19 protein-coding genes are annotated in these 19,562 nt (G+C 51.7%); 12 read left to right on the top strand and 7 right to left on the bottom strand.

The window, feature by feature from the left end:
- Positions 1–104 precede the first annotated feature (104 nt).
- The 7 genes from CR46_RS0104575 to CR46_RS0104605 all read left to right on the top strand — a co-directional run bounded on the left by CR46_RS0104575 (position 105) and on the right by CR46_RS0104605 (position 8,120).
- Positions 105–1,115 (top strand): substrate-binding domain-containing protein, encoded by a 1,011-nt coding sequence (locus tag CR46_RS0104575; protein ID WP_030070325.1) that lies wholly within the window; start codon positions 105–107, stop codon positions 1,113–1,115.
- Between the two features lie 152 nt (positions 1,116–1,267).
- Positions 1,268–2,518, top strand: coding sequence for a phosphate ABC transporter permease subunit PstC (gene pstC, locus CR46_RS0104580; RefSeq protein WP_030070326.1), 1,251 nt, complete (start codon positions 1,268–1,270; stop codon positions 2,516–2,518).
- Between the two features lie 18 nt (positions 2,519–2,536).
- Positions 2,537–3,703 (top strand): phosphate ABC transporter permease PstA, encoded by a 1,167-nt coding sequence (pstA, locus tag CR46_RS0104585; protein ID WP_030070327.1) that lies wholly within the window; start codon positions 2,537–2,539, stop codon positions 3,701–3,703.
- A gap of 24 nt (positions 3,704–3,727) precedes the next feature.
- Positions 3,728–4,567 (top strand): phosphate ABC transporter ATP-binding protein PstB, encoded by an 840-nt coding sequence (gene pstB, locus CR46_RS0104590; protein ID WP_030070328.1) that lies wholly within the window; start codon positions 3,728–3,730, stop codon positions 4,565–4,567.
- A 157-nt stretch (positions 4,568–4,724) separates the two neighbouring features.
- Complete coding sequence (locus tag CR46_RS0104595) at positions 4,725–5,753, top strand: ArsJ-associated glyceraldehyde-3-phosphate dehydrogenase (RefSeq protein ID WP_030070329.1); 1,029 nt, start codon at positions 4,725–4,727, stop codon at positions 5,751–5,753.
- 49 nt (positions 5,754–5,802) lie between these two features.
- A complete protein-coding gene (arsJ, locus tag CR46_RS0104600; protein ID WP_264019188.1) occupies positions 5,803–6,969 on the top strand; it encodes an organoarsenical effux MFS transporter ArsJ in 1,167 nt (388 codons plus the stop codon).
- Positions 6,966–8,120, top strand: a complete 1,155-nt coding sequence (locus CR46_RS0104605) for an MFS transporter (RefSeq protein ID WP_030070331.1) — start codon at positions 6,966–6,968, stop codon at positions 8,118–8,120. Before arsJ ends, CR46_RS0104605 begins: the two co-directional genes overlap by 4 nt.
- 18 nt (positions 8,121–8,138) lie before the next feature.
- Here CR46_RS0104605 and CR46_RS0104610 read toward each other — a convergent pair whose 3' ends face one another.
- From CR46_RS0104610 to arsH, 6 genes are all read right to left on the bottom strand, one after another.
- Complete coding sequence (locus CR46_RS0104610; protein WP_030070332.1) at positions 8,139–8,375, bottom strand: thioredoxin family protein; 237 nt, start codon at positions 8,373–8,375, stop codon at positions 8,139–8,141.
- Between the two features lie 63 nt (positions 8,376–8,438).
- A complete protein-coding gene (locus tag CR46_RS0104615; RefSeq protein ID WP_030070333.1) occupies positions 8,439–9,791 on the bottom strand; it encodes a permease in 1,353 nt (450 codons plus the stop codon).
- A 113-nt stretch (positions 9,792–9,904) separates the two neighbouring features.
- Positions 9,905–10,198, bottom strand: coding sequence for a CC/Se motif family (seleno)protein (locus CR46_RS0104620; protein ID WP_030070334.1), 294 nt, complete (start codon positions 10,196–10,198; stop codon positions 9,905–9,907).
- A 3-nt stretch (positions 10,199–10,201) separates the two neighbouring features.
- Positions 10,202–10,861 (bottom strand): NADPH-dependent FMN reductase, encoded by a 660-nt coding sequence (locus CR46_RS0104625; protein ID WP_030070335.1) that lies wholly within the window; start codon positions 10,859–10,861, stop codon positions 10,202–10,204.
- 12 nt (positions 10,862–10,873) lie between these two features.
- Positions 10,874–11,944: an ACR3 family arsenite efflux transporter gene (arsB, locus tag CR46_RS0104630; protein ID WP_030070336.1), complete on the bottom strand. Its 1,071-nt coding sequence runs from the start codon at positions 11,942–11,944 to the stop codon at positions 10,874–10,876.
- Between the two features lie 15 nt (positions 11,945–11,959).
- The gene (arsH, locus tag CR46_RS0104635) at positions 11,960–12,679 is read right to left on the bottom strand and encodes an arsenical resistance protein ArsH (protein WP_030070337.1); all 720 of its coding nucleotides are present in this window, start codon (positions 12,677–12,679) and stop codon (positions 11,960–11,962) included.
- Positions 12,680–12,833: 154 nt separating this feature from the next.
- Between arsH and CR46_RS0104640 the strand changes: the two genes are divergently transcribed.
- Positions 12,834–13,259, top strand: coding sequence for an arsenate reductase ArsC (locus CR46_RS0104640; RefSeq protein WP_030070338.1), 426 nt, complete (start codon positions 12,834–12,836; stop codon positions 13,257–13,259).
- 36 nt (positions 13,260–13,295) lie between these two features.
- Positions 13,296–14,963: a methyl-accepting chemotaxis protein gene (locus CR46_RS0104645; RefSeq protein WP_030070339.1), complete on the top strand. Its 1,668-nt coding sequence runs from the start codon at positions 13,296–13,298 to the stop codon at positions 14,961–14,963.
- A gap of 37 nt (positions 14,964–15,000) precedes the next feature.
- On the opposite strand, the gene CR46_RS0104650 is transcribed toward CR46_RS0104645, so the two are convergent.
- Positions 15,001–16,188 carry an acetyl-CoA C-acyltransferase gene (locus tag CR46_RS0104650; RefSeq protein WP_030070340.1) on the bottom strand — a complete coding sequence of 396 codons (1,188 nt, stop codon included), beginning with the start codon at positions 16,186–16,188 and terminating at the stop codon, positions 15,001–15,003.
- 128 nt (positions 16,189–16,316) lie between these two features.
- On the opposite strand from CR46_RS0104650, the gene CR46_RS0104655 reads away from it, so the two are divergent.
- From CR46_RS0104655 to CR46_RS0104665, 3 genes are all read left to right on the top strand, one after another.
- Positions 16,317–16,880 (top strand): TetR/AcrR family transcriptional regulator, encoded by a 564-nt coding sequence (locus tag CR46_RS0104655; protein ID WP_030070341.1) that lies wholly within the window; start codon positions 16,317–16,319, stop codon positions 16,878–16,880.
- A gap of 191 nt (positions 16,881–17,071) precedes the next feature.
- Entirely contained in the window at positions 17,072–18,742 is a 1,671-nt protein-coding gene (locus tag CR46_RS0104660) for an AMP-binding protein (protein ID WP_030070342.1), read from the top strand.
- Between the two features lie 16 nt (positions 18,743–18,758).
- Positions 18,759–19,526, top strand: a complete 768-nt coding sequence (locus CR46_RS0104665; protein ID WP_030070343.1) for an SDR family NAD(P)-dependent oxidoreductase — start codon at positions 18,759–18,761, stop codon at positions 19,524–19,526.
- Positions 19,527–19,562: the final 36 nt, after the last annotated feature.

Genomic DNA, 19,562 nt, shown 5'->3' on the forward strand with positions numbered 1-19,562 from the left:
TAAAATTTTTCTGTTAAGTCATGCTGTGTCACAAAGTTGTCATCGAAGCGGTGCAAAGTACGACCTGCGAAGGCCAAAACCTTACATCGACAGGAGTATTTCGCATGAACCGTATTCTAAAAACGACCGTGATCGCGGCTGCCGTAATGAGCGTTGCCGGTGTTGCCCAGGCACGTGATCAGATCCGTATCGTAGGTTCCAGTACCGTTTACCCGTTTGCCAGCTACGTTACTGAAGAGTTCGGTGCCACTACCGGTAACCCTACCCCTGTTATTGAATCAACAGGGTCGGGTGGTGGTTTGCGTCTGTTCTGTAATGGTGTTGGCGAAGGCACGCCCGATATCACCAATGCGTCACGCCGCATGAAATTGGGCGAATTTGAGCGCTGTGAAGAGAATGGCGTTACCGACATCACCGAAGCTAAAATTGGTTCTGACGGTATCGTACTGGGTCAGTCCAACACAAATGATGTTGTTGACCTGACGCTTGAGCAGATTTTCATGGCAGTTGCCGCTCAGGTGCCGGTTGATGGCGAGCTAGTCGACAACCCCTACACTAACTGGAGCGAGATTGACTCATCGCTGCCAGACCGTGAAATCTCTATCTATGGTCCGCCCACGACTTCTGGTACCCGTGACGCTTTTGAAGAGCTTGTCATGGAAGTGGCTTCCGAAGAGATGGACGAGTATGAAGAAGCCTACACTGAAATTCGTTCTGACGGTGTTTATATCGACGCTGGTGAGAACGATAACCTGATCGTTCAGCGCTTAAGCGAAGACACCGGCGCAATGGGCATCTTTGGCTACTCTTTCCTTGAAGAGAATACCGATACGCTGAACGGTGCCACCATTGGCGGCGTTGAGCCAACGCCAGAGGCTATTAGCTCGGGTGATTATCCTGTTTCGCGTTCAATGTGGTTCTACGTCAAGAACCAGCACGCTGAAGAAGTACCGCCGATGTACGACTACGCCGACATGTTTATGAGCGAAATGATGATTGGCAGTGACGGCTATCTTCGCGATATCGGCTTGATCGTACTGCCGGAAGAAGAGCGTGAAGAGTGGCGTCAAGCGGTTGCTGATCGCACTACAATGTCAGCAGACGTTCTTAAGTAAGTCGCTGAGTTAGAAATGAAAATGGTCGGCAGCGAAAGCTGTCGGCCTTTCGTTTTATGACGGCGAATATTGGCCTCTGTCACATTGTTGTAATGTTTTTACCCCAAAGTAGTCGTCAATACGATTTCATTAAGTAATGCGAGAGAAATTCGATGCAGACTAACCAGCTTCTTCTGATTTTTTGCGGTGCGTTACTACTGCTGGGGCTGCTAGCGTTTTTTGCTGGCCGTTCAAAAGCCACCCGGTTACGCAGTGCGGGTACGGCGATGTTTGCTCAGCCAGATCAATACGCCTGGTTTACCGTGCTCTCAACTGCCGGTCCAGCTGTACTAGTGAGTACGTTGGGGGCTTTTGTACTGCTTTTAATGGGCGCTGATATTCCTACGCTCTATTTATTGTCCGCGAGTTTGGTGATTGCAGCCATAGGGCTGATGGTAAGTCTTAACCAAGTTAAACCTGATTTTCACGCCCGGCAGGCCATTGAGCGGGTCATTCGCATGGTCTTGGCCGGAGCAGCGTTAATCTCGATTTTCACTACGTTTGGTATTTTGTTCTCGATTATTTCCGAGGCGCTGCGTTTTTTCCAAATGCACAGCTTTTGGGAATTCATTACCGGCACTACTTGGAATCCAGGCGCGAGCTTTTTAGCGTCAGCGGGTCGTGGCGATGGTAGTGGGGCTGAGTTTGGCTCGATACCGCTATTTGCCGGTACCTTTATGATTACCGCTATCGCTATGCTGGTCGCTGTTCCTATCGGCCTGCTCTCCGCGATTTACATGTCGGAGTTCGCCCCTCAGCGCGTGCGCACTGTCGCTAAACCAGTACTGGAAGTGCTCGCGGGAATTCCTACCGTGGTTTACGGCTTTTTTGCCGCGATTACGGTAGCGCCCATTATTGTCAATATCGCCGGATTTTTTGGGCTCGATGCTTCTTACAATAACGCAGTCGCCCCAGGTGTCGTAATGGGTATCATGATTATCCCGTTTATCTCGTCGCTGTCTGACGATGTGATTAATTCTGTGCCCGATAGTATGCGCCAAGGGTCGCTGGCATTAGGCATGACCAAAGGTGAAACCATTCGAGACGTGGTCATTCCTGCTGCTCTGCCCGGGATTATTTCGGCGGCACTCTTGGGTATGTCACGAGCGCTAGGCGAAACCATGATTGTGGTGATGGCAGCAGGTATGCGGCCCAATCTCACCGCTAATCCGCTGGAAGATATGACCACGGTGACCGTGCGAATTGTGGCGGCTTTAACAGGGGACCAAGAGTTTGAAAGCGCTGAAACCTTGTCGGCCTTTGCCCTTGGGCTTGTGCTGTTTGCGGTAACGCTCGCGCTGAACCTGGTGTCCGTACTAATGATCCGTCGTTTCCGCGAAAAATACCGCGTGAATAACCTGTAACGCTGAGGAACTGTTTCGATGAGCCATACTTTTGACGAAATCAGCCAGCAGCTAAAGCGGCGTCACCGTAAGTCTGCCCGCCTTAAATGGATCTCGATGGGATCGTTGGGCTTGGCAGGCCTGTTTCTGGTGCTCTTCTTTGCTGACATGCTGAGCAAAGGCTTACCAGCCTTTCAACAGGCGTACGTTCTGACCGAGTTGAATTATACAGAAGAGGCTTCCACCGATGCCCGTCAGGCTATTGCCGAAGACCTAGTGCCATTGGTAAGTCGTACTGAATTGCGCACTATCCCTCTTCAGATGCGCAATGATCCAAGCATGCTCGGTACCACCGAAGAAAGATGGCTATTAATTAATAGTGAAGCTGATCAGTATATTAAAGGGCATCGCCACCGTCTAAACGAAGAGGAACAGGCCGCTATAGACGAGCGACTGGAGTCGGGCCAAGTGAGCTTGCGCTTCAATACCACCTTTTTTGGATCCGGTGATTCAAAAATCGCTGAGAACGCAGGTATCCTTTCAGCCGTGGTCGGCACCGTAATGACGATGATCGTAACGCTATTAATCTCGTTTCCTATCGGGGTAATGACCGCCGTTTATTTAGAAGAGTTTGCGCCGGATAACCGCTTCACCCAGGCAATTGAAATCAACATCAATAACCTGGCCGCAATCCCGTCGATCCTATTTGGTTTGCTGGGCTTAGCGATCTTTATCAACTTTTTCGGGGTTCCGCGTTCGTCGCCGTTGGCCGGTGGTATGACGCTAGCACTGATGACGTTGCCAGTTATTATTATCTCGACGCGAACCGCGTTGCGTAGCGTACCAGATTCTATTCGCCATGCTGCCTTTGGGGTGGGGTGTTCGCGCTGGCAAGTCGTACGCGATCACGTTTTGCCTTTGGCAATGCCGGGCATTATGACCGGCTCCATCATCGGGCTTGCTCAGGCGATGGGTGAAACAGCACCGCTGATTATTGTCGGTATGGTGGCATTTATTCCTGATGTCGGTGCGTCCTTTACTGAAGCGGCCACCGTTATGCCTGCGCAAATATTTACTTGGTCAGGTGAGCCTGAGCAGGCGTTTGTGGAAAAAACAGCCGGCGGTATTTTGGTGCTACTCACCATACTCATCTCACTCAACGCCTTTGCCGTTGTGTTACGTAAGAAATTTGAGCGTCGCTGGTAGGCCAGCGCGATAGAGGACATGACTATGAATAGCCAAGCACCCGTTATGAATCAGCAGCATGCACCAGACGTTGGTCAGCCCTATACACGTAACGAGCAAGCGTGCCACGACCTCAGTATTCGCGTTCGCGACCTCAACCTGTGGTACGGCAAGAGCCAAGCCCTGAAAGGTCTAAACATCGACCTGTTCCAGAAGAACGTGACCGCGCTGATTGGCCCTTCGGGATGCGGTAAGTCGACCTTTTTGCGCTGCTTAAACCGCATGAATGACTTGATCCCTAGCGTCCATACAGAAGGCTTGGTCGAAATGGACGGCCGTGATGTGAACGCTGCAAAAATGGATGAAGTGGCGCTACGCCGCCGGGTAGGGATGGTGTTCCAGAAGCCGAATCCTTTTCCTAAGTCGATCTACGAAAATATTGCTTACGCACCGCGCATGCATGACTTAGTAAGTCGTAAAGCAGATCAAGATGAGCTTGTTGAGAAAGCGTTGCGCGATGCAGGCCTATGGAATGAAGTGAAGGATAAGCTACAGGAACCAGGTACTTCCTTGTCCGGTGGTCAGCAACAGCGCCTGTGTATTGCACGAGCAATTGCGGTTCAGCCGGATGTCATTTTAATGGATGAACCTACTTCTGCGTTAGATCCGATCTCTACAGCAACGATTGAAGATCTGATGGATAAACTGAAAGAGCAGTTCACCATCGTGACAGTCACGCATAATATGCAGCAGGCTGCACGGGTAGCTGACTACACGGCGTTTTTCCATTTAGGGGAAATCATCGAGTACAACGATACCAAAGTAATGTTCTCAACCCCTGCACAGAAGAAAACCGAAGACTATATCTCTGGTCGCTACGGTTAACTAAGTACTGCCTGCAAGCTAGCGCTAAGCTAACCTGCAGGCATTTTTTTAGTTTTTTATATATGTTTTTTCGTATGTTTGCATTACGATTTTTGTACTGTTCACCTATTCGCTTATCTAGCCATTCATCCATATGTTTAACTAAACAGGAGGCCTCATGGCATTACGTATTGGTATTAACGGGTTTGGTCGTATTGGTCGGCTGGCGCTGCGCAGTCTCTGGGCTGGGGTTGAAACTGGGGCGGTAGAACTTATCCGTATTAATGACCCGGGTGGCGATGCGGCAACGTTTGCCCACCTGCTTGAATTTGACTCGGTACATGGTCACTGGTCGCCTGGTAATGGGATCACCACCTCTAACAATACGATTGTTTTAGATGGTAAATCTGTTTCATTTAGTGCCAATAAAATGATTGCTGACAGTGACTGGTCAGCGTGTGACGTGGTCATTGAGTGCTCGGGTAAAATGAAAGAAACCGCCACACTTCAAGCATACCTTGACCAAGGGGTTGCGCGGGTGGTGGTGAGTGCACCAATTAAAGATGCTAGCGTGCTGAACGTGGTGGTAGGCGTTAATGATCACCTTTACGATCCTGCTCAGCATCGAATTGTGACCGCCGCTAGTTGTACCACTAACTGCTTGGCACCGGTGGTGAAAGTGATTCAGGAAACCTTTGGCATTCGCCATGGCTCGATGACCACGGTACACGACATTACCAACACTCAAACCATTCTGGATGCGCCGCATAGAGACCTGCGTCGTGCTCGCGCTTGTGGCATGAGTCTGATTCCGACAACGACCGGCTCTGCGAAAGCGATCACCGCAATTTTCCCCGAGCTGGAAGGCAAGCTAAATGGTCATGCCATTCGCGTGCCGCTGGCCAACGCATCGCTCACTGATATGGTGTTTGAGCTTGAGCGCGCGGTCACGGCGGAAGAAGTTAATCTAGCGCTGAAGACGGCCGCGGAGGGAGAGCTTGTCGGTATTTTGGGTTATGAAGAACGCCCGCTGGTATCGATTGATTATCGCACTGACCCACGCAGCTCCATTATCGATGCGCTTTCCACCATGGTCGTCAACGGCACCCAGCTTAAGCTTTACGCCTGGTATGACAACGAGTGGGGTTATGCCAACCGTACCGCTGAACTCGCTATGAAAGTGGGTGGAGCCGATGGGGGTGAGTGATTCCCTGCTGAGCCGGGTTCGAGCGCTGCCTTTCGAGGTGCGCCAATACATGCTAATCACCGGTAACTACTGGGCATTTACCATTACCGATGGCGCGCTGCGCATGTTGGTAGTGATGTATTTTCACCAGTTGGGCTACTCGCCGCTGCAAATTGCCATGCTGTTTCTGTTCTACGAAGCCTTTGGCGTAGTGACCAACTTGGTGGGCGGCTGGCTGGGTGCGCGGTTAGGCTTGAACCGCACGATGAATGTGGGGCTTGGGTTGCAAATTATCGCCCTTGCTATGCTGATGGTGCCCGCAGGAATGCTTACGGTTGTTTGGGTCATGGCGGCTCAGGCGTTGTCTGGGATCGCCAAAGACCTAAACAAAATGAGCGCTAAAAGTGCGGTTAAAGTGCTGGTACCTAAAGAGAGTGCCAATGCCAATAGCGCGCTTTACCGTTGGGTAGCGATGCTGACCGGCTCTAAAAATGCATTGAAAGGTCTCGGCTTTTTTATTGGCGGGGTGTTGCTAACGCTGATTGGTTTCCGTGGTGCGGTGATTGCCATGGCGGTGATGCTTAGTGGGGTGCTCTTACTCTCTTTTTGGCGCTTGAAGGCTGATTTAGGGCGCCAGAAGGTAAAGCCTAAGTTTTCGGAAATTTTCTCCAAGTCCCGCGCGATTAATGTGCTTTCAGCGGCGCGTTTTTGCCTGTTTGCATCAAGGGATGTCTGGTTCGTAGTGGCGTTGCCGGTGTTTTTATATGACCAGCACGGCTGGACCCACTGGACGGTGGGGGGATTACTGGCAGCATGGATTATTGGCTACGGCGGGGTCCAAACCCAGGCACCTAAGCTAACTCGGCTGATTAAGGGGGATGCTCGCGCGCTAACCGCAGGCTGGGCAGCTGCTCTAGCAGTGTTGGCAATTTTATTGGCGTTGCTACCGCTAGAGCAGGTGGCTTGGCTAGTGGTCGGGCTTTTAGCGTTTGGTGTGCTGTTTGCGATTAATTCCAGCTGGCACAGTTACCTGATCGTTCATTATGCCCGTGCCGATGGCGTCTCGATGGACGTTGGCTTCTACTATATGGCCAATGCCATGGGGCGGTTGGTGGGAACCTTGCTATCAGGCTGGCTATATATGGCGTATGGGCTGAGTGCCTGTCTTTGGGTATCGGCGGCCTTAGTGGCAGCCAGTTCATTGATGGCACTGGCGTTGCCTAAACAAACCGCATGATTCGCTCGCCCAGGGTTGGTTTAACGCTCACATTAGGCAGTGCGCAAACCCTCGCCTGGGCTTCCAGCTATTATCTGCCCGCTATTCTTGCAGTCCCAATAGCAAAAGAGTTAGGTGTCTCAACTAGCTGGGTATTTGGCGCTTTTTCAGCAGCCTTACTGCTGACGGCAGTGCTCGGGCCTTCCGTTGGCCGATGGATCGATAGGCAAGGCGGGCGAGGCGTGTTGATGGCCTCTAATGGGGTATTGGCACTGGGTCTTGGCATAATGGCCGTGTCCCAGGGTTTACCCTCGCTAATACTTGCTTGGTTGGTGACGGGGATTGGGATGGCGATGGGGCTATACGATGCTGCCTTTGCCACCTTAGGCCGATTATTAGGGCGTCAAGCGAGGGCATCGATTACCGGTGTTACGCTGGTTGCTGGTTTTGCCAGCACGGTGGGGTGGCCGCTTACCGCATGGTTGGAAAACGAATGGGGCTGGCGCGTGGCCTGCGCTAGCTGGGCATTAGCGCATGTGTTGATCGGTATGCCCTTGAATTTCAGCCTGCCTAAAGTGGCTAGCAACGCCGTTTTTAGTGAGGCCGATCAACGAGCGCCAAGGCCAGACCGTCCCCGCTTAACTATGCTGCTACTAGCCTATGTGTTTGCGGCTGGGTGGTTTGTGTCGACGGCGATGGCGGCGCATCTTCCAAGGCTTCTGCAGGAGAGTGGTGCGTCACTTTCAGTCGCAATTGCTGCTTCCGCGCTTGTGGGGCCTGCGCAGGTAGCAGCGCGCATGGGAGAGTTTATACTGCTCAGGCACTGCCATCCGTTAGTGGCGGCACGCGTGGCAACAACGCTGCATCCGTTAGGTGCCGCACTGTTAACAGCCGTTGGTATGCCTGCTGCCGGTTTTGCGTTACTGCATGGTGCGGGCAACGGTATGATGACCATTGCTTCCGGCACGTTGCCGCTAGCGTTATTTGGCCCTAAAGGGTTCGGTCGGCGGCAAGGGCTTATTATTGCCCCCGCACGTGCGTCTCAAGCACTCGCACCACTGCTATTTGGCCTGCTGATTGAGCACAGTGGTGCCAGTGCGCTGTGGCTGACGGCACTGTTAATGCTCGGAGCGACGCTAGTGTTACTGCTTATCCGTGTGCCTAGTCAGTAGGATTGTATCATCGACACATTATGATGCTTTGAGCAGTTTCTGAATATCTTCTGCGCTGGCTACTTTACCCTCAATGACGATATCGTCCTCGATGCTTAGCGCAGGCGTGCGCATAATGCCTTCGTCAATAATGGCGTTCACATCAGTAATTTTCTCGATATCCACCGTTAAGCCGAGGGCATTGGCCGCTTCCTGTGCGTTGTCGGTCAGTTGTTGGCACTTTTTGCAGCCGCTACCGTATATCTTGAGTTTCATGACATCACTCCTGTCAGTTTGAGCGTTTTCTTACCACAACATCGTTGCGGTAGTACTTGTTAGTTAAGGCCAAAACTGGCCATATAAATAGCCTGATAGTGTTGCCATTACGACAACCAGTGTGCAGTAAACCAGGGTTTTTTGCGTACCTATGATGGTGCGAATCACTAGCATGTTGGGTAACGACAGGGCAGGCCCTGCCAGCAACAGGGCTAACGCTGGGCCCTTGCCCATCCCGTTACCAATCAGGCCTTGAACGATGGGCACTTCGGTAAGGGTCGAGAAATACATAAAGCCGCCCAGTAACGAGGCAAGGAAGGTAGAGCGCAAGCCGTTATCTCCTACTGCCAGTACCACCCACTCTGAAGGGATGAGGCCTTCCTCACCGGGGCGGCCTAACAGCAGACCAGCTACGAATACCCCAACCAGTAGCAGTGGCATGATCAGTTTGGTGAATTCCCAGCTCTGCTCTGCCCATTCACGGTCTTCGTCACGCAGAGTGGCAATCAGCATAAGGCCGATAATACCGACCGCGAACGCCAGTTCAGGTACGCTGGGAACTAGTACGGCGGCGATGGCGACGGCACTTGCCAGCACCGCTACTTGATGAAGCGGCCAGTTCCAGCGGCGAATCAGTAGCAGTGCGAAAAGCCCGGAAAGTACGGCAGTGATATGCCATTTATAGGCATGAAGGGTCATCCAGACAGCGCTGTCGGCTGCCGCCCAGTTAGCGAAGACCAGGATGCCCACCATCAAACCAAAAAAAAACCCGATTTGGCTTAAAGGGCGAGAGAGCTCACCACTGAAGCCACGGCTATTTTTAGTGGCACGGGCCTGCTCCTCGCGGCGGTAGATTAGGTGCATGATGACGCCAATTACCACGGCAAATACAATCGCGCCGATAGCTCTGGCTAACCCCAGCTCCAAGCCAAGTACTTTGGCGGTTACCACAATCGCCATAATATTGATGGCGGGACCTGAATAAAGAAAGGCAATGGCAGGCCCCAGACCTGCGCCCCGACGATAAATGCCGCCGAAAAGCGGTAGTACGGTGCAAGAACAAACGGCCAGCAGCGTGCCAGAAACCGAAGCCATGCCAAAAGCGACAGGCTTTGAGGCGTTAGGCCCTAGGTAGCGCATCACGGCGCCTTCGTTTAGATAGGCAGCCATAGCGCCAGCGATCAGAAAGGCTGGCAGTAGGCAGAGAATGACGTGTTCCTGTGCGTACCAGTGTGTCAATCGAATGCCTTCCAACACGGCGTTGTCGAAGCGCGCTGTTCCAGCGGGCAGGAAATAGATCAGCAGAAAAATTCCCACTACGGCAGCGAGCCAGCGTACTTGGTTGGGGTTCTCCTTGGCGAGATAAAGCAAGCGACCGGCAAAGGAGGAAGTTGAGGTAGGACTAGATTCCGTCACGGGATACCTCGCATAGGTCTAAATGAAATATGATTATAACAATATATGTTTATGCGTATATTATCTAGTCAATGCTTTCGTTAAGGCAATCCTGCCTTTATGTTTTGTGTCATCTATTTTGATTGAATAACGGTGCCATCCACATAAAGATGGCGAAATTTCCACCAGCCTTCAACGCCAATGCGCAGCCCTTGATGAGCCAGTTCAGGGGCAATGTAGATCGAAATATTCTCTTGAACATGATGTTGGTAGTGTTGGGTGGCATTTGGGGATTGCGCTTCGGCTACCGCTAGGTTGGCAAGCCCTCCGCAGCAGCCGTGGCGAGGGGAAAGACGAACAGTGACGGCGCTGCCTTGTTGTTTGATGAAGTCGATGGCGTCGCTGTCTATTTCAATCACATGCTTCATCGCTCACTCCGTAGGTGCATTGCGCTGAGCGGGCGACGTATTAAACGTAGGCGATAGCGTTGCAGGATCTTGCTCGGCTTTTTGCGCTTTGGCTGCCTCTGCCCACCAGGTTAATTGGCCTAACGTACGGCCAAAATAGCTTTCCCAGCGCTCCTGTTCCTGTACAAATTGCCCATCGTCGCTCAGCGCTTCCTGGGCTTTGGGTATATGAATCATGGCGGACACTGGCAGGCACCCCAACTCAGAGAGAAATGCGCGCATGCTAACCGCAGCACGCGCGCCTCCCCATTGTCCCATGGAGTAAGTCACGATGGCGCTGGGCTTAAAGGCAAACAGTGACGCGCCAAAATGATTCAGCAAATGGCTTAGTGCCGGGCTCATGGTGTGGTTGTATTCAGGACTGACCATCACGTAGCCATCGGCGTGCTCAATTTTACCCGCAAGGGCGTCAAGGTCTGTGGGAACCGCTTTTTTTGCGTAAGCAAAATGCGGCTTAAAAGGGCCGTTAAGATCTAACGTTAGCGGGTCTATGACCTCTGCCGTTGTATCGGGTAGCGAGCTAAGTAGACGTTTGCACGCCTTGGATACCCGCTCGCCTAAGCGGGCGGGGGCGGGCGGTGTGGAGGTTCTTGTTGAACCAAGGAAAATTAAGTAATGGGCCATTCAAGTGCCTCTTTACGGTGCGTTTTCAGGAAAATGCTGACGCGTTTTGTTAGCAATGCGCACTAGCGCGAGCATAAGTGGTACTTCTACTAGAACACCCACCACCGTAGCGAGCGCGGCACCTGACTGTAAGCCAAACAGGGCAATGGCCGCTGCGACCGCCAGTTCAAAAAAGTTGCTGGCACCAATCATTGCACCAGGAGCTGCGATGTTGTGTGGCACACGCCACGCTTTAGCCCAGCCATAGGCAATAAAGAAGATCAAAAATGTTTGGATAATCAGCGGAATGGCGATCAATATGATATGCAGCGGATTATTCAGAATGACGTCGCCTTGGAAGGCGAATAGCAGCACCAGGGTAATGATTAGCCCGATGGGCGTGATAGGGCCGACACGCTTCATAAACACGTTGTCGTACCACTCGGTGCCATACTTGGTGATCAGTGTTTTACGGGTGAAATAGCCCGCTGCAAGTGGAATCACAATGTACAGCACCACGGATAAAATAACCGTATCCCACGGTACCTGGATATTCGAGATGCCGAGTAAAAAAACCACCAGCGGTGCAAAGGCAAACAGCATGATCAGATCATTCAAAGCCACCTGAACGAGGGTGTAGGCCGCATCACCACGGGTGAGGTAGCTCCATACAAATACCATCGCGGTGCAAGGTGCTGCGCCTAATAATATGGCACCCGCTAGATATTGACTGGCCAGTTCTTCAGGAATAAAGGGCCGAAATATCACCATGAAAAACAGCCAAGCTAAGGCGAACATGGTGAAAGGCTTAATTAGCCAGTTGACCGTGGTGGTAATGGTCAAGCCCTTTGGCTGGCGACGCACCCCTGCAATCGCGCTGAAGTCAATTTGTGCCATCATGGGGAAAATCATCGCCCAGATTAATACCGCAATCGGAATTGATACCTGGGCATACTCAAACCGCGATAACACCTCTGGCACGGCAGGAGCGAACTGCCCAAGTGCAATCCCAGCGACAATGGCAATCGCTACCCATACAGAAAGGTAGCGTTCAAACAGTCCCATATCAGCAATAGTGGGGGAAGCATTGCTCTGAGTTGTCATAAGATCACTCCTTTCTTAAATGGCGCGCTGGTTGACGCGTTTAGAGACTTCTTCGGCGCTCTCTTTGCGTTCAGAGTAGCGGTCGGTTAGCAGGTCGCTACGCTCATGAACCAGCAGGGTGAATTTCACCAGCTCTTCCATGACATCAACAATGCGGTCATAAAACGGCGAAGGTTTCATACGGTCATTGTCATCAAATTCCATAAAGGCCTTAGGCACTGATGACTGATTGGGGATCGTCACCATGCGCATCCAGCGACCTAAAATGCGCAACTGATTTACCGTGTTGAATGACTGGGAGCCGCCGCATACTTGCATCACGGCAAGGGTTTTACCCTGGGTAGGGCGAACGCCGCCTAGCGCAAGCGGGATCCAGTCAATTTGTGCTTTCATAATGCCAGTCATTGCGCCGTGGCGCTCAGGCGAGCACCACACCATTCCGTCAGACCACTGTGCCAGTGTCCTCAGCTCATCCACTTTCGGGTGGCTTGCATCTTCCGCATCCGGCAAGGGTAAGCCACGAGGATCAAAAATTTTTGCATTAGCCCCCATTGCAGTGAGTAGCCGAGCGGCTTCTTCAACCACCAATCGGCTGAATGAACGCGCTCGCAGTGAACCGTAGAGCAATAAGATGTTAGGCGTAGGCTGGTCGCTAGGAGGGAGCATCAATGTTTCAGGAGTAGGCGCTTTAAACATACTGCTGTCCACGTTTGGTAAGTCATCAAGCAATGCCATTAGTGGTGTTCCTTTTACATCGTAAGAGTGATTATTAATACTTATGATATATGTTTTTTCGTATATTTGTACTAGTAACCAGTAGACTGCAATAAATGCGTCATCTTGAGAGCGTAAATTGCTGAAATTAAACTCATCAAGAGGTCTTTTATTTATGCCAAAGCGTCGCGTGCTGTTTCTTTGTAATGCCAATTCTGCACGGTCTTTGATGGGGGAGGCGCTGCTTCGCCAGATGGCAAGTGATCATTTTGATGCTTTTAGTGCAGGTTCCGAGCCAGACGAACCCCATGCGCTAACGTTAGAGGCGCTACGTAAACAAGGGCTTTCTACGGAAGGGTTGCGTAGTAAGTCACTGGATGAGTTTGAGGATGAGTACTTTGATTTTGTTATTGTGCTTTGCGACAAGGCGCAACAGGTGTGTAGAGATTGGCAGGGGCATGCGGAAGAAGTGCTCTTCTGGGATATTCGTGATCCAAGGTTAATTAGTAAATTAGATGCATATGAACAAGCGCTATTAGAGATCCGTCGACGTCTGCAGCTTTGGTTGCCACTGCACGCTAACCGCCAATCACGTGGTTAAAAGCCTTAGTTGGAAAGCTTTTGTTGAGAGCCTTATATGCGCATGATCAATAATCTAAGCGTTAAAGCGAGCTGGGCGCTGGTATTAGTTACCTTTAGCTTTTTAGTGCTAGCAATCGGTAGCTTAGGCCTATTTGCCAATCATTTCGGCCGAGAGGCATTCACATCATTACAGCAGCGAGATATGGCGCAGGTGCGCGAGCTGAACGGTGCCTATACTCAGCTGCTGCGTGCTCGCATACAAATGAACCGAGCTGCAGAACTAATTCGCACCCCATCGTTTGATCGTCCAGAACCTTTACTAGAAGAAGCAGAAAGTTTATTGAGTGCGGCTTCAGCCCGGTTTAATGCTTTCCACTCGAGTTTTTCTGAGGAAGAGCGACTTGAGCTAGTGGATCAGTTAGCGAATGATTTCCGCTCATTGGTTAATAATAATTTAAGTTTGCAAATGATGATGTTGGAAGAGCGCGATGTTCGTGGCTTCCTTTCTGGTGAATCCCGAGTGGATGAGAGCAGCCAGAAATTCGTGAGTACTGCCGATGCTTTTTATGATTATTCCGTTGCCCGTGGTGCTGGGTTGCTCAATCGTTTTCAAAAAGTATCATCACTACTTTTTTGGGGAGTGCTTGGGGTTGTTTGTTTGGCGCTACTAACCGTTGCGTTTGTGGTGTGGGGCGTACGTAAAAACGTTCTTCGGCCTCTAAATACCATAACGCAACATTTTAGGCGTATCGCTAAGGGCGACCTATCAACGCCAGTAGAGGCTCATGCTGCGAATGAAATCGGCCGCCTGTTTAGCGAATTGGCAAGTATGCAGAATGCGTTGAAGACGACAGTTAACCACCTCAACAACAGCAGTCAGCAGGTTTATACCGATAGCCAGGTAATGAAGGCCCAAAGTCTGCAATTGGCAGGGCAAACTGATTCCCAGGCGGCTGCGCTTATACAAATGGCGGCAAGTCTTGAGCAGTTAACCGCCACGGTAAGCCAGAATGCAGAGAGTGCTGCGCATGTGAATCACGCAACCACTGATGTTTCATACAAAGCACAGCAGGGTGACCAGATAATCGCCCAGTTTATTGCTACGATGCAGGCCATCAATGACCATTCTGAAGAAATACAAAGCATTATTTCAATGATTGAAAGCATCGCTTTCCAAACGAATATTCTTGCTTTGAACGCTTCAGTTGAAGCAGCGCGTGCGGGTGAGCACGGACGAGGTTTTGCGGTAGTCGCCAGTGAAGTGCGGGCGCTAGCAACGCGCAGTGCGAATGCTGCACATGAGATCCGGTCACGTATTGAAGCATCACGTCAAAGCGTCGAAAAGGGTAGCAAGCTGTCCCATCAAGCGGGCGAGCATACGCGCGATATTATGCAGGCGGCCACTCAGGTAGAGCAGTTAATGGCGCAAATGGCCCGTGCTTCTGAAGAGCAGCGACGGGGTATCGACGAGGTAAATAGTGCTGTGGCGCAAATTGATATGACGACCCAAGATACGTTAAGGCTTGTTAATCAGGCAGCACAAAGCGCCGAAGGGCTAGCGCAGGAAGCCTTGCAGATGCGTGAATATGCCGGTCAGTTCCGTATGGCTGAAGAGCTTAAAAAAGAAGCAGAGGCTTTGGTGACGGTAAAATCACCAGATTGGGAGACCTTGGCAACTTTAGACGCGCGTGAAGTACAGAATGAGTATCGCGCCTTGGCATGATTAGTGCGCCAAGACGCGGGTAGATTGGTAAGTCGTATTAGTCGATAAGCTCAACTGCTACTGCGGTGGCTTCGCCGCCACCAATACAAAGACTAGCAATACCGCGTTTGCCGCCTTTGGTACGTAGGGCATGAATAAGTGTTGCAATTACCCGTGAACCGGTCGAACCAATCGGATGCCCTTGGGCGCAGGCGCCGCCAAACACGTTAACCTTTTCATGGGGTAAGCCAAGGTCATCCATTGCCATTAACGTAACGACCGCAAACGCTTCGTTAATCTCGAAGAGATCCACGTCGTTAACGCCCCAGCCAAGCTTTTTCATCAGCTTTTCAATGGCCCCTACTGGCGCAATAGTGAATTCGCTGGGATGACGAGAATGGGTGGTATGGCCAAGCATTTTCGCAAGCGGCTTTACGCCGTGCCGTTTAGCGGCTTTATTACTGGCCAAAATAAGCGCCGAGGCGCCGTCGGAAATGGAGCTGGCGTTGGCAGCAGTAATAGTACCGTCTTTGGCAAACGCTGGGCGCAGCTGGCGAATTTTATCCAGTTTGGCTTGGAAAGGCTGTTCGTCATGCTCGACCAGCGTTTCACCTTGGCGGGTAGTCACTGTTACGGGAGCCATTTCAGCCGCTAAGTGGCCTTTATTGGTGGCGTCCATGGCGCGCTCTAAAGACGCAATGGCAAAATCGTCTAGACGTTCGCGGGTGTAGCCACGTTCTGACGCAACATCCTGGGCGAAAACGCCCATCAACTTGCCCGTTTCGGCATCTTCTAGGCCGTCAAGGAACATGTGGTCTTTCAGTTCACCATGACCTAAACGGTAGCCGCCGCGTGCTTTAGTGAGTACGTGAGGGGCATTAGACATCGACTCCATGCCACCCGCGAGCAGGATTTCGCCGGTACCTGCTTTGATCAAATCATGGGCCAGCATGGTAGCTTTCATGCCAGAACCGCACAGTTTATTGATGGTGGTGGCACCATTGGCATCGGGAATGCCTGCCTGGCGCATAGCTTGGCGGGCTGGTCCTTGTTTTACCCCAGCAGGTAGTACACAGCCGATGATGCCTTCTTCAACAGTCTCTGGCTCGATACCGGCGCGCTCTATGGCTGCGCGGATTGCAACGGCTGCAAGCTCTGGGGCGGTCATGCTGGAAAGGCTACCCATCATTCCGCCCATAGGCGTGCGGGTCGCGGATAAAAATACAACGTCGGTGGCATTACTCATTGGTACGTCTCCTGACAGATTTATTGTGATTATCTTGCAGAGTGGCTAGGGATGCGTTGACCCGTTGGCAGGGCTGTGGTCTTCTCCTAAGTAACCAAGCAAGCGCTAGTGTAAATAATATGAATGTAATGAATGCATCTCCTCGCCGCAAGGAATTGACACGTTTAGCCGCTCAGCTATTCGTCCAAGAAGGCTTTGACCGCACCACAGTGCGTATGCTGGCGCAAGAAATGGGCATTAAGTCTGGCAGCCTGTTTCATCACTTTAAAGATAAGCAGGAGATATTGGCTGCGGTGATAGAGGAGGGCACTCAGAATGCGCTTAGCATTGCCAAAGCAGCGCTTCAGAAATGCGACGATGATCCTGAGGCGCGCCTGCATGCTATGGCACGAGCGCATTTGGAAACGCTGTTTGCTGATCGCAATGCCCATGTGGTCGCATTATTTGAATGGCGGCGATTAGATCCTGATGCGAGTGCCCACCTAAGCCACCTGCGGGATGCCTACGAAGCACTCTGGGTAGACGTTATTGACGATGCGCTGGCAGCAGAGCTTATTCACGGTGACCGCTTTCTGGTGTCGCGGTTTATCTTGGGGGCGCTGAACTGGACGGTGCGTTGGTACGACCCCAGCGGGCCGCGAACCCCCGACGATTTAGCCGATGAACTGGTCGCTATGATTATGGCGCGTTAACCCTTTCGATCGACCAACGTCTAATCTATTTAGAACGCTGATTGCTTGCGCTCCCGCGTAAATGCTTTTAGCGTTAGCTCAACTGCAAGGTTTCCGTTAACGTAAACGGACAATAATAATGCGTAAGCTCGGAACCCTGGCCTGTCTGTTTGCGTACCACTGCTCACGACTAACAACATAAGAGAGCCATCATGACAGCAACATCAGCCTCATTACCCACCTATTCGACCTTCCTGGAAAGCTTTACGGTTGACAGTATGATTGCCAGGCTAGATGACCATCAAGATGGTTACCTTAATGCCTTTGAAGCATGCTGTGGCCGTCATGTGCGCCAGGGGCGAGGAGATGTGCTTGCGCTGGTACAGGAAGATATCAATGGGGAAACGCATACCCTGACTTACGCAGAGCTAGACGAGCAGAGTGGCAAGCTTGCTGGCTGGTTTAAGACGCAGGGGCTTGGCGAGGGCGATCGCATAGCCTGTATGCTGCCGCGCTCACCAGCGCTGCTAGTAGCTGTGCTTGCTACTTGGCGAATTGGTGCGGTCTACCAGCCGTTGTTTACCGCGTTTGGCCCCGATGCGGTGGATTATCGCTTGGGGCGCGCTGATACCAAGCTGGTGATTACTGATCACGCTAACCGCTATAAGTTTGACGGGCTAAGTCAGTGCCCACCTGTTTTGGCGGTAGGTGGTTCTACCAGCGAACACCCTAATGACCATGACTGGCAGGCTGCATTGACGCATACGTCAATGAGCGAAAAGCCACCCCGGCTTGCCCCTGAAAAACCTTTTCTTCAGATGTTTACCTCAGGCACAGTGGGCAAGCCAAAAGGCGTGGCAGTGCCGCTTTCCGGGATGACAGCGTTTGCTCTCTATATGGAGCTGGCAGTCGATCTTCGTGACGATGACCGCTTTTGGAATATGGCGGATCCTGGTTGGGCATACGGGCTTTATTATGCGATTGCCGGACCGCTGCTGCTCGGTGTTACCACGCACTTCTGCGAGGCGGGCTTCAGTGCAGAAGGTGCATTGGCGTTTATGAAGCGCCACCATATTACTAATTTCGCGGCAGCTCCTACGGCATACCGTTTAATGAAAGCATCAGGGCTGTTCGATGATGCCCACCAAACGCTTGAGCTTCGCGCGGCAAGCTCAGCAGGCGAGCCGCTCAATACGGAAGTAGTGACCTGGGTGGAGAAGTCGTTGGGTTGTCCGGTCATGGATCACTATGGCCAAACAGAAACCGGCATGACCTGTAATAACCATCACTCCCTTGATCACCCCAAGCATGTAGGCGCTATGGGTGTGCCGATGCCGGGTTACCGTCTAGCCATTTTGGACGCAGAGTATAACGAGCTGCCACCTGGTGAGCCGGGTGTGCTTGCGGTTGACATTAAAAACTCACCAGCCCACTTCTTCCAGGGTTATACCTGGCAAGAAAAAGACCCCTTTGTAAATGGTTACTACCTAACTGGTGATGTGGTTATTCGCAATGAAGACGGCTCATTCCAATTTGCCGGACGTGATGACGACATTATCACCACTGCAGGCTATCGGGTCGGCCCCACGGACGTTGAAAACAGCGTGATGACACACCCAGCGGTTGCAGAGTCTGCGGCGGTTGGGCAGCCGGACGAGATTCGCGGTGAGGTGATTAAATCTTACATCGTGCTGCGTGATGGGTATGAAGCTAGCGAGGCGCTTGCCGATGAAATCCGCCAGCAGGTGCGTGAGCGTCTTTCCACCCATGCGTTCCCTAGGGTAATTGAGTTTGTCGATGAGCTGCCAAAAACGCCTAGTGGTAAAATTCAGCGCTTTAAACTTCGTGCCCAAGCCACTGAGCAAGCACGCAACGACAAATAATTAAAGGAAAGTTGAAATGCAGGTAAAGGATTGTACGTTTTTAATTACAGGGGCTGCTTCAGGTTTAGGTGCGGCAACTGCAGAGCGTTTAGTGGCTGCCGGTGGGAAGGTTGTACTTTGCGATATGAACAACAGCGTGGTGGATCACGCCAAGCGCTTAGGTGATCGTGCAAAGGCCTGCATGGCTGATATTACTTCTGCTGATGAAATGCAGCAGGCGATTGACGAAGCGGTTGCAATGGGTGGTGAAAGCGGTCTTTCTGGCGTTATTCACTGTGCTGGCGTGGTAAGTGTAGCCAAGCTTGTGGATCGTAATGGTAATCCTGCAGACCTGGAAAGCTATGCAAAAACGATCAACATCAATCTAATCGGCACGTTTAATGTGATGCGATTAGCGGCCGCAGCCATGGCTAAAAATGCCCCTAATGAAAGCGGCGAGAGGGGCGTAATTATTAATACGGCTTCTATAGCCGCATTCGATGGGCAGGTTGGCCAGTGTGCTTACAGTGCTTCCAAGGCTGGCGTAGTGGGCATGAGTTTGCCTGCGGCCAGAGAGCTTTCCCGTCATGCTATTCGCGTTATGGCGATTGCGCCGGGTGTGTTTGAAACCCCTATGATGAGTGAGATTCCTGATGACGCGGCCCAAGCGTTAGCCGCTGCGGTGCCTTTTCCCAAGCGATTGGGTAAGCCTGGTGAATTTGCCCAGCTGGCCGAACATATTATTACTAACCCAATGTTGAACGGTGAAGTGATTCGGTTGGATGGAGGCATTCGAATGCAGTAACTGGAATTGGGACATAAGCGTCGTTTATTAACCTGT

Source organism: Vreelandella neptunia (assembly GCF_000712975.1).
GTDB classification, from domain to species: domain Bacteria; phylum Pseudomonadota; class Gammaproteobacteria; order Pseudomonadales; family Halomonadaceae; genus Vreelandella; species Vreelandella qaidamensis.